Source organism: Actinophytocola sp., from assembly GCF_050699915.1.
Taxonomy (GTDB): Bacteria; Actinomycetota; Actinomycetes; order Mycobacteriales; family Pseudonocardiaceae; genus Actinophytocola.
This window is the reverse complement of the sequence record NZ_JBOHGA010000251.1, coordinates 1-8205: the sequence shown is the minus strand read 5'-3', so window position 1 is coordinate 8205 and position 8205 is coordinate 1. Positions and strand designations below refer to the sequence as shown.

The window sequence follows — 8205 nt, the reverse complement described above, 5'->3', positions numbered from 1 at the left end:
AGGGCCGCCGGCGCAGCAGTCAGGAGTGCAGATGTTTGAGAGGTTCACCGACCGCGCGAGGCGGGTGGTTGTGCTGGCCCAAGAAGAGGCCAGGATGCTCAACCACAACTACATCGGCACCGAGCACATCCTCCTGGGCTTGATCCACGAGGGTGAGGGTGTCGCCGCCAAGGCGTTGGAGTCGTTGGGGATCGCGCTGGAAGGCGTGCGGCAGCAGGTCGAGGAGATCATCGGCCAGGGCCAGCACGCGCCGAGCGGGCACATCCCCTTCACCCCCCGGGCCAAGAAGGTCCTCGAGCTGTCGCTTCGGGAGGCGCTGCAGCTCGGTCACAACTACATCGGCACCGAGCACATCCTTCTCGGCCTGATCCGGGAGGGCGAGGGCGTGGCCGCCCAGGTCCTCGTGAAGCTCGGCGCCGACCTCAACCGCGTACGCCAGCAGGTTCTGCAGCTGCTGTCGGGCTACCAGGGCAAGGAGCCCGCGGAGACCGGCGGCCGCGGCGAGGGCACGCCGTCCTCGTCGTTGGTGCTGGACCAGTTCGGCCGCAACCTCACGTCTTCGGCACGTGAGGGCAAGCTCGACCCGGTCATCGGGCGGGCCAAGGAGATCGAGCGGGTCATGCAGGTGCTGTCCCGCCGCACCAAGAACAACCCGGTGCTGATCGGCGAGCCCGGCGTCGGCAAGACGGCCGTCGTCGAGGGTCTCGCGCAGATGGTCGTCAAGGGCGAGGTGCCCGAGACGCTCAAGGACAAGCAGCTCTACACGCTCGACCTCGGCTCACTGGTCGCGGGCTCGCGCTACCGCGGTGACTTCGAGGAGCGCCTGAAGAAGGTGCTCAAGGAGATCCGCACCCGCGGCGACATCATCCTGTTCATCGACGAGATCCACACGCTCGTCGGTGCGGGCGCCGCGGAGGGCGCGATCGACGCCGCGTCGATCCTCAAGCCGATGCTGGCCCGCGGCGAGCTGCAGACGATCGGCGCCACCACGCTCGACGAGTACCGCAAGTACGTCGAGAAGGACCCCGCGCTGGAGCGCCGCTTCCAGCCGATCCAGGTGGGCGAGCCGACGCTCGAGCACACCATCGAGATCCTCAAGGGCCTGCGGGACCGGTACGAGGCGCACCACCGGGTCACGATCACCGACCCGGCCCTGGTCGCCGCGGCCACCCTGGCCGACCGCTACATCAACGACCGCTTCCTGCCGGACAAGGCGATCGACCTGATCGACGAGGCCGGTGCCCGGATGCGGATCCGCCGCATGACCGCACCGCCGGACCTGCGCGAGTTCGACGAGAAGATCGCCGACGTGCGCCGCGAGAAGGAGAGCGCGATCGACGCGCAGGACTTCGAGCGGGCCGCGAAGCTGCGGGACTCCGAGAAGCAGCTGCTCGGTCAGAAGGCGGAGCGGGAGAAGCAGTGGAAGGACGGCGACCTCGACGTCGTCGCCGAGGTCGACGACGAGCAGATCGCCGAGGTGCTCGCCAACTGGACCGGGATCCCCGTGTTCAAGCTCACCGAGGAGGAGACCACGCGTCTGCTCCGCATGGAGGACGAGCTGCACAAGCGGATCATCGGCCAGGAGGACGCGGTCAGGGCCGTGTCGCAGGCCATCCGCCGCACCCGCGCCGGCTTGAAGGACCCGAAGCGCCCGTCCGGCTCGTTCATCTTCGCCGGCCCGTCCGGTGTCGGTAAGACCGAGCTGTCCAAGGCGCTGGCGAACTTCCTGTTCGGCGAGGACGACGCGCTCATCCAGATCGACATGGGCGAGTTCCACGACCGGTACACCGCCTCGCGGCTCTTCGGTGCCCCTCCGGGGTACGTGGGCTACGAGGAGGGCGGCCAGCTCACCGAGAAGGTGCGGCGCAAGCCGTTCTCGGTGGTGCTGTTCGACGAGATCGAGAAGGCGCACCAGGAGGTCTACAACACCCTCCTGCAGGTGCTGGAGGACGGCCGGCTGACCGACGGTCAGGGCCGCACCGTGGACTTCAAGAACACGGTGATCATCTTCACCTCGAACCTCGGTACCCAGGACATCTCCAAGGCCGTGAGCCTCGGCTTCACGTCCGGCGGCGGGGAGCAGAGCTACGACCGGATGAAGCAGAAGGTCGACGACGAGCTCAAGAAGCACTTCCGGCCGGAGTTCCTCAACCGCATCGACGACATCATCGTCTTCCACCAGCTGACCGAGGACCAGATCGTGCTGATGGTGGACCTGATGATCACTCGGGTCGAGACGCAGCTGAAGAACAAGGACATGGCGCTGGAGCTCACTCCGGCGGCCAAGAAGCTGCTCGCCACCCGCGGGTTCGACAAGGTGCTGGGTGCGCGGCCGCTGCGCCGCACCATCCAGCGCGAGATCGAGGACGCGCTGTCGGAGAAGATCCTGTTCGGCGAGATCCAGCCGGGCCAGATCATCATCTGCGATGTCGAGGGCTGGGACGGCGAGGAGGGTACGGCGACCGACAAGGCGACGTTCACCTTCCGCGGCGAGCCGAAGCCGGGCAACGTGCCGGACTCCCCGCCGGTCGACATGGCCGCCTCCGGCGGCGACTCGTCGGCCGAGGACTCCGAGTCCGCATAGCTCGAAATGGTCGAAGGCCGCATCGCCACGGCGTGGTGATGCGGCTTTCGCCGTGCCGGGGCCCGTTTTGGGGCATATTGGTTGCCATGGACTCCGACCAGGAGCATGGGCGTGCGTAGGTCCCCGATCGAGGAGCTCCCGCCCGAACCGGAATTCGACGTCGAGGTGCCACGGCGCCGCATCGGCGGTCACAAGCTCGGGTTCGTACTGGTCACGCTCGCGCTGGTGTTCGTCGCGTACGTGGTGCTGCGGGTCATCGGTATCGAGACGCTGGAGGCGCTGGTCGCCGCGATGGCGCTGACGCCGTACGTGGCGGCGTTCGGGCTGGTGCTGGGTCTGCTGTGTGTGCTGCTGCGTCGGCGGGTGGTCGGCTTCACCGTGCTGCTGCTGGCGATCGCGTTGGGCACGCTGCTCGTGCCGCGACTGCTCTCGGAGGAGCAGCCGTCCGTGGACGGTGAGCGGCTGCGGATCATGACGATCAACCTGTACGCCGGCCGGGCCGACCCGAACACCGTCGTCCGTCTCGTGCGCGAGCAACAGGTGAACGTGCTGATCATGCCGGAGCTGACCCAGAACGCGGACGCGGCGCTCGAGCGGCTGGGGCTGTCGAAGCAGCTGCCGAACCGCGTGTACGACGAGGATAGCACCGGCTCGGGAACCGGTGTCCTGTCGAAGTTTCCGCTGCGGCAGGTGTCGCTGATGGACGAGTCGACGCTCGCGCAGCCGTCGATGGTTGTGGACCTGCCGGGCTCGGACGACATCGAGCTGACGGCGGTGCACATCCAGCCGGGCGTGCGGACGAACACGGCGGCCACGTGGCGTAAGGAGCTGGCCGACCTGCCCCGCCCGGCCGAGCGTGTCCGGATCCTGGCGGGCGACTTCAACGCGTCGTTCGACCACGCCGCCTTCCGCGCCGTGCTGGACCGCGGCTACGCCGACGCGGCCGAGTCCAGAGGCGACGGTCTGTCGGCGACCTGGTCGAACTGGCCACTGGGCCCGCCGGTGACGATCGACCACATCCTCATCGACGACCGCTGCGCTTTCGGCAGCTACGCGGTTCTCGATGTCCCCGGGACCGACCACAAGGCACTGGTCTCGGAAGTCATCCTCCCCTGACCGACGTTGGGGCGGGGTCGTCGACAGCCGTCAGCCAACGGCGCCGGCGCTGTCAGCGGACGGCGATGACCCAACGAGTCCTCAGTGGACCATTACTTCGCCAGCGAGCCCGGGTACAGGTACTTCTCGGCCGGTTCGGTGTCCGCGTGGAACCAGGCGCCGAAGAAGCCGCTCAGGTCCTTGCCCGCCACCTTCTGCACGAACTGCTCGAACTCCGGCCACGAAGCGTTCCCGTCCCGATGCTGAGCCGGCCACTCGCGCAGCACCCGGTCGAACGCCCGGTCCCCGATCTCCCGGCGGAGCGCGTGCAGCGCCATCGGGCCCTTGTCGTACACCGACGTGAACTCGTTGCCCGCGCCCATGTCGTACAGTTTCCCGCCCCACAGCCGGTTGTTCGCCCGGGCGGCCTCCTGCCGGTACTGGTCGTCGAGGTTCACGCCCTCCTTCGCCTCGTCCCAGAGCCACTGGGCGTAGCTCGCGAAGCACTCGTTCAGGCAGATGTCCGACCACGACTGAACCGACACCGAGTTGCCGAACCACTGGTGCGCGTTCTCGTGCACCACGACCGTCAGCTCGGCCCACGACGCGTAGATCGGCCGGCCCTGCGTCTCCAGCGAGAACCCGATGTCCTCGTTGATGTAGATCCCGCCCGCCGCGCTCTGCGGGTACGGCCCGAACTTCGACGACAGGAACTCGATGATCTCCGGCAGCCCCGACTCCACGTCGCGCTTGTACTCCACGCCCGGCGCGTACGCGCTGACCACCGGGATCCCGCCGGGCAGCGTCGAACGATCGAACTTCCACCTGTCGATGCCGACCGTCGTCAGGTACGTCGCGATCCGGGTCGGCTCCTCCCAGTGGTAGGTCGTCCAGCCGTCGTCGCCGGGAGTCGGTGGCTTCTCGCGGCCGTTCGAGATCACGCTCCACCCGTTCGGCACCCGCGCGTCCAGCTTGAACGTCGCCTTGTCGCGAGGGGTGTCGTTCGCCGGGTACCAGGTCGCGGCCGAGTGCGGCTCGCCCGCCACGAAGGCGCCGCCCGACTGCGCGAGCTGCCAGCCGTTGTCGCCGAGCGAGCTTTCCTCCGGACCCTTCGGTACGCCCGCGTAGCGCACCCGGGCCGTGAACTCCGCGCCGTCCGCGACCGAGGCCGCCGGCGTGACCACGAGCTCGTGCTCGCCCTGCCGCTCGAACTTCGCCGCCTCGCCGTCGACCTCGACGGCGCTGACCTTCAGCCCGCTGAGGTCCAGGTTGAACCGCTCCAGGTCGCCCGTCGCCTTCGCGGCGACCCGGGTGTCGCCGGTCAGCTGCCGGCTCTTCGGGTCGTAGCTGATCGACACGTGGTAGCCGGTCACGTCGTAGCCGCCGTTGCCGTCCTGCGGGTAGTACGGGTCACCGACGCCGTCCGCGCCCGGCTCCGCCTCCACCGCCTTCGTCGGGGCCGGCGGCTTCGGCGGTTCCTCGGGCTCGGACGTGCAGGCGGTGAGGCCCAGCGCGACCAGGGCAAGGCAGGCGGCGCGGGCCGTGCCGTGACGCATCGTTGCTGCTCCCGGTGACTAGACGAACGTTCCGACCATCTTGGCCGACGTGCCGTGATACCGGTATATGACACTCCCGTGGTGACGACACGACCGGACGTGGTCCATTTCGGTGGCACCGGCCCGACCATCCTGCTGCTGCACGGCCTGATGGGCCGGGCCCGGACCTGGTGGCCGGTCGCGCGCTGGCTCACCCGGTACGGCCGGGTCGTCGGCCTCGACGCGCGCGGGCACGGCCGCAGCCCGTACCGCGGCGGCGGCTGGACCACCGAGGACTTCGTGACCGACGCCGCCGAGCTGCTGGACGAGCCCGCCATCGTGATCGGCCACTCGATGGGCGGGCTGCACGCCTGGTGCCTCGCCGCCGCGCGCCCCGAGCTGGTCCGCGCGGTCGTCGTCGAGGACATGGCACCCGACCAGCGCGGCCGCACGGTCGATCCGTGGCGCTCCTACTTCGGCTCCTGGCCGGTCCCGTTCGCCGCGCTGGGGCACGTCCGCGAGTTCTTCGGCGAGCTCGGCGACTACTTCGTCGAGTGCGTCGTCGAGCGCGACGACGGCTACCACCTGCTGGCCGACCTCGATGACCTCTACGACATCGCCGCCGAGTGGGGCCGGCGCGACTACTGGCCGATGGTCGAGCGGGTGCGCTGCCCGCTGCTCGCGATCGAGGCCGAGCACACCGCCATGCCGCCCGGCCAGCTCGCCGAGCTGCCGGCGCGCGCCCCGGGCGGCGGCCACCATCTCGTCGTCGCGGGCGCGGGCCACGTGGTGCACCGCGCCGCGCCGGAGGTCTACCGCGGCGCCGTCGAGGCGTTCCTCTCCGCGGTGCTCAGCCGCTGACCAGCACCTCGGCTTCCCCGGTGTGGCTGTCGACGACCGCGATCTCGGTGACCCGGGCCTTGATCGGCTCGACCGGGTACAGCGCGGCGAACCCGGCGGTCATCTGGGCCGGCTCCATGCCCTGCGCGAGCGTGCAGTGCGGCACCCACGAGCCGGGCAGGTAGTACGCGGAGGGCTGCTTGACCTTCTTGGCCAGCACGTCGTGCACCGCGGAGTGCACGGCCAGCAGTTCGGTGTCCACGACCGCGGCGAGCATCAGTACCGTCTCGCTCGTGGAGAAGGCGGCGAGCGTGGACAGCCACAGGTTCGGGATCGACAGCAGCCGCAGGTCCTCGCGCAGCGTCTCGCGGGTCCGCGGCGGGATCGCGCCCGCCACCGCGAACGTCACGTGCGGCCGGTGCCGACCGTGCGTGCGGGTGGCGAGGCTGGGCACGCCCGCCATGTCCAGCCTGCGCCACAGCCCGCGCACGGCGGCATCGGCCGCGTCGTCGAACCAGAACTCGAGCGCCTGCGCCATGCGCGCAGGGTCCCACAGCGTCAGGCGAGCAGGCGCTGCCAGGTCGCCGTGTCGACCACCAACTCGCGGTCGGACTCGCCACGGCTGGTCAGCAGCGCGCGGGCGGCCTGCGCGTCGTGGCCCGCGTCGCCGGCGCGCACCGTGCGGACCAGCAGCGGCCAGGTCGTCGACCCGATGTAGCCGCTCTCGTCCGCGGTCCGGCTGGCGTAGCACGGCTCGTAGGCCACGCCGTGACCGGTCGCGAGCGTCCGCACCGCCGCGAACGTCGACGCGCCGAACACGCCGTCGAGCGGCACGTTCGCGCCACGTGCCCGCAGGAGGTGTTGTGCGGCAAGAACCTTCGCGCCGCTCGCGCCGGGCTTGAGCAGCGGCCAGGTCGCCGGGTTGGTGACCGCCGCGCCGAGTACGCCGCCGACCGCGTCGCGCAGCTCCGGCAACCGTCCATAGAGGACCTCGCCGGGGCACTCGGTGGCGTTGAAGTCCCGGTGTCCCTTGATGTTCGCGGTCGGCACGCCGTACTGGGAGGCCATGTAGGCGACCAGCTGCACGAGCGAGTCCCACAGCTGCGGCGTGACGTCCACAGTGGAGTAGAGACCCTCGTTCTCGATGCCGATGGTCTCGCTGTTGTGGTCGCCGACGTGCGCGCCCAGCACGTGCTGGCTGCCGCCGTCGAGGATCTCCACGCTGCGGTGCCGGCCCTCGGTGACGTGCCCGCCGCGGCTGTTGGTGAACTGCTGGCCGGAGTCGATCCAGCCGCGGCCGTCCATGTGGAAGTTCTGGATGCCGCGGGATACCGCGAACGCGTGCTCCAGCGAGAGGTCGCTGGAGTTCCCGCCCGCGGTGTGGTGCACGACGATGTAGGTCGGCGCGTGGTTGAGCACCGAGATGGTGCCGTTCGGCGGGCGCGCGCCCCACTCGTCGCAGCCGTGCAGGGTCGGCCGCGCGGCGGCCTTCGCGTTCTCCTCGCCGGCGGCACCGGCGGTGATCGGAATCGTGGCACCCAGAGCGCCGACGGCGGTCACGGTGAAGCCGCCGCGGATCAGGGCGCGGCGAGATACGGCCATCTCGATCTCCCTCGACAAGGGGCACTCGGCCCCAGATCGGTGACTGGCCTTCTCGACGCTAGTCACCGGGACGCGGGGTGACAAGAGTTCCCCAATTACCAAAGCAACGTGTTACCAGTTGGCTCAGTGCTCGCCGGGTAACGCGAACAGCCCGTCGGCGGTCTGCTCGACCAGCCCGTCGGTGAGCAGGGAGGCCAGGCACCGGTCGCGCTGGCCGGCGTCGGACCACACGATGTCCAGCTGCGCCTTCGGCACCGGCATCGACGTGTCCCGCAGGACGTCCAGCAGCCGGCCGCGTACCTGCCGGTCGGTGCCGGCGAAACGCTGGACCGGTTTCGCGGGCCCGGCGTAGGCGGGCTTGCCGGCCCGCAGCCACGCGCACGCGTCGTGGATCGGGCAGTCCGCGCAGCGCGGCGAGCGGGCGGTGCACACGGTCTGGCCGAGCTCCATCAGCGCCGCGGACGTCCGCGCGGCGAGCTCGTCGTCGGCCGGCAGGAGCGCCTCCGCGTCGGCGAGGTCGCGCGCGGTGGACGCCGGCCCGGCGTCGCC

At 70.1% G+C, this 8205-nt stretch carries 6 protein-coding genes and 1 pseudogene; 3 read left to right on the top strand and 4 right to left on the bottom strand.

Features of this window, described 5'->3' with window-relative positions; translation table 11 throughout:
- Nucleotides 1-31: 31 nt before the first annotated feature.
- Together ACRDSK_RS29050 and ACRDSK_RS29045 are read left to right on the top strand one after the other, a co-directional pair.
- The gene (locus tag ACRDSK_RS29050; protein ID WP_431444545.1) at nucleotides 32-2584 is read left to right on the top strand and encodes an ATP-dependent Clp protease ATP-binding subunit; all 2553 of its coding nucleotides are present in this window, start codon (nucleotides 32-34) and stop codon (nucleotides 2582-2584) included.
- Nucleotides 2585-2695: 111 nt separating this feature from the next.
- Nucleotides 2696-3700, top strand: a complete 1005-nt coding sequence (locus ACRDSK_RS29045; RefSeq protein WP_431444544.1) for an endonuclease/exonuclease/phosphatase family protein — start codon at nucleotides 2696-2698, stop codon at nucleotides 3698-3700.
- A gap of 92 nt (nucleotides 3701-3792) precedes the next feature.
- On the opposite strand, the gene ACRDSK_RS29040 is transcribed toward ACRDSK_RS29045, so the two are convergent.
- The gene (locus ACRDSK_RS29040) at nucleotides 3793-5235 is read right to left on the bottom strand and encodes a M1 family metallopeptidase (protein ID WP_431444543.1); all 1443 of its coding nucleotides are present in this window, start codon (nucleotides 5233-5235) and stop codon (nucleotides 3793-3795) included.
- 81 nt (nucleotides 5236-5316) lie between these two features.
- Between ACRDSK_RS29040 and ACRDSK_RS29035 the strand changes: the two genes are divergently transcribed.
- Entirely contained in the window at nucleotides 5317-6075 is a 759-nt protein-coding gene (locus ACRDSK_RS29035) for an alpha/beta fold hydrolase (RefSeq protein WP_431444542.1), read from the top strand.
- Here the strand turns inward: ACRDSK_RS29035 and ACRDSK_RS29030 are convergent.
- From ACRDSK_RS29030 to ACRDSK_RS29020, 3 genes and pseudogenes are all read right to left on the bottom strand, one after another.
- The gene (locus tag ACRDSK_RS29030) at nucleotides 6065-6592 is read right to left on the bottom strand and encodes a 2'-5' RNA ligase family protein (protein WP_431444541.1); all 528 of its coding nucleotides are present in this window, start codon (nucleotides 6590-6592) and stop codon (nucleotides 6065-6067) included. The genes ACRDSK_RS29035 and ACRDSK_RS29030 overlap by 11 nt on opposite strands.
- A 20-nt stretch (nucleotides 6593-6612) precedes the next feature.
- Nucleotides 6613-7656, bottom strand: a complete 1044-nt coding sequence (locus ACRDSK_RS29025; RefSeq protein ID WP_431444540.1) for a peptidoglycan recognition protein family protein — start codon at nucleotides 7654-7656, stop codon at nucleotides 6613-6615.
- A 123-nt stretch (nucleotides 7657-7779) separates the two neighbouring features.
- A pseudogene (locus ACRDSK_RS29020) lies at nucleotides 7780-8205 on the bottom strand (A/G-specific adenine glycosylase); the annotation flags it as partial.